2 protein-coding genes are annotated in these 2,110 nt (G+C 53.0%); both read right to left on the reverse strand.

What is annotated here, in order from left to right; all coding sequences use genetic code 11:
- Positions 1-3 precede the first annotated feature (3 nt).
- Positions 4-894 (reverse strand): class I SAM-dependent methyltransferase, encoded by an 891-nt coding sequence (locus GC102_RS21070; protein ID WP_171691240.1) that lies wholly within the window; start codon positions 892-894, stop codon positions 4-6.
- Positions 895-951: 57 nt separating this feature from the next.
- On the reverse strand, positions 952-2,110 hold a 1,159-nt coding region (locus GC102_RS21075; protein WP_171691241.1), incomplete at its 5' end, for a DHA2 family efflux MFS transporter permease subunit.

Consider the following 2,110-nt stretch of genomic DNA (forward strand, 5'->3'; position numbering starts at 1 on the left):
GACTCAGATCTCTCTCGTGTACATGTTCTGATCCTGTAATCGAATCAGTACTTTGCCAAAACGCCCGCCTTCATGGATGACGACTTTGCCGGACGGATAGGCTTGCTCCAAATAGTCAGCAATGATGTTCCGATTCCGCTCATCTGCAGGCAGACGGTGATGGCCAAGCCAGGTCATCGCTTCCTGCAACGCCGCTTCTCTGGAGACTTCCGTCGTTTTCACTTCCCGCGTGATAAGCGATTCGTATGCATAACCTTTAAGATACAACAGATGCAGCAAATATCCCATTTCCATAAGTTTCGTATGGTAGGGCTGACCGGTGACGAGCGGCCAAATTTCATTCACCAGGCTGTGCTCCGCAGGACTTACCGGCAAACTGATATAACAGAACTTTCGAGCGCACTGGAGCACCTTCTCCACGCTCTCCCAATTGTGAATGACCGGGCACATCGAGACAAAGACGAGATCGAAGGCCAGGTTCCAGCCTTTGGTCTGCACGTCAATATCTTCAAACGGTTCGAGTACCATCTTCACCTGATCTTCGGCGAACTTCGAGATGTTTTCTTCCAACAATTCGACCAGCGGGAGAGAGGTTTCTATGGCGGTTACACGGGCCCCTCGCTCCGCAAACGGCACCGAGAACACGCCCGATGCGGCGCCAATATCCAGCACGAAGGCGTTTTCGAATCGAACTCCTTGTCCTTCAAGCCAGTTCATGATTCGCTTGGTTCGTTTTCTTCCCTCTTCGCTAAACGATTGTTCGTTGAAAGTCTTGGCCTTATGGTCAAAAGATCTGGTAGGATCGATTCCATTCTTTTTCATCCTGTTGATGTTCAAATCGGACTCGTCTTTCCACGCTTTTTCCCATATGGCTGCATTAAAAAAATCGTTCATGCGTATTCCCCACGCTTTCCTTATGGTTTATGGATCCCCCTCAACGAACGGCCTGCTTCATCCTGCCGCCTGTTCATGCTCCGGCGATTTCCCTTTACGGAGAAAGAGACCGAGTACGAGCACAACGAGCGCGATGATGACGCCGAACCAGAACGCGTTGTTGATACCGGCTGCGAGTCCTTTGACGATTTCCGCCGGAGCCTGCGGATCGCTCGCTCCGCTCAAGTACTGCTTCTGTCCGCCCGACATAATACTGATGTACAGGGCAGTACCGATTGCGCCGGACACCTGCTGCAGCGTATTCAAGATCGCTGTCCCGTGCGGGTGCAGATGGCTTGGCAGCTGGTTGAGCCCCGCTGTCTGTGCGGGCATCATGACTAGCGCGATGCCAATCATCAGCGCGATGTGAACGGCGACGAGGAAGCCGGTGCTCGTTGCTTCGTCGAATCGGGTGAATTGCCACAACGAGATGACGGCAATGGCCAGTCCTGGGATGACCAGAACGCGAGGCCCAAACTTGTCAAACAGCTTGCCTGAGACCGGAGCCATGAACCCGTTCACAATCCCGCCAGGAAGGAGGATCAAACCGGACTTGAATGCTGTTACCATGAGCACCCCTTGCATAAATATCGGAAGCATTATCGCTGATGAGAAAAATGTCATCATAAGCACAAACATCAGCACCGCGACAAGCGCAAATGTCGGATACCGAAACGCACGTAAATCCATGACAGGCTGCTTTAACAATAGTTGCCTCCAGACGAACAGCAACAAGGAAACACCGCCCGCAGCGATCGTCCAGATGACTTCCGGTTCCGACCAACCGTGTTCGCCAGCACTGCTGAACCCATAGACGATTCCGCCGAAGCCGATCGTCGACAATACGATGGATAGGAGGTCCACTCGCGGTTTGGTGACTTCCGACACATTCTTCAGGACAGCGGCTCCTATAATAATGGAGAGCAGCGCAAACGGTATCACAAGGTAAAACAGCCAGCGCCATGAAAGCCCGTCAACGATTAAACCCGATATAGTCGGGCCAATCGCCGGCGCGAACATGACGACGAGCCCTAACATCCCCATTGCGCCTCCCCGCTTTTCCGGCGGATAAATGGTCATGATTACGTTCATTACAAGCGGCAGCAGCATGCCGGTTCCTATCGCTTGAATAATCCGCCCGACCAGCAGCACGCCGAATTCCGGCGACACCGCCGAG

It is taken from the genome of Paenibacillus germinis (assembly GCF_013141785.1).
Taxonomy (GTDB): Bacteria; Bacillota; Bacilli; order Paenibacillales; family NBRC-103111; genus Paenibacillus_E; species Paenibacillus_E phytorum.

Excerpts from the sequence above, each read along its gene's own strand:
- GC102_RS21070 (WP_171691240.1), bottom strand. The coding sequence starts at position 894 with ATGAACGATTTTTTTAATGCAGCCATATGGGAAAAAGCGTGGAAAGAC.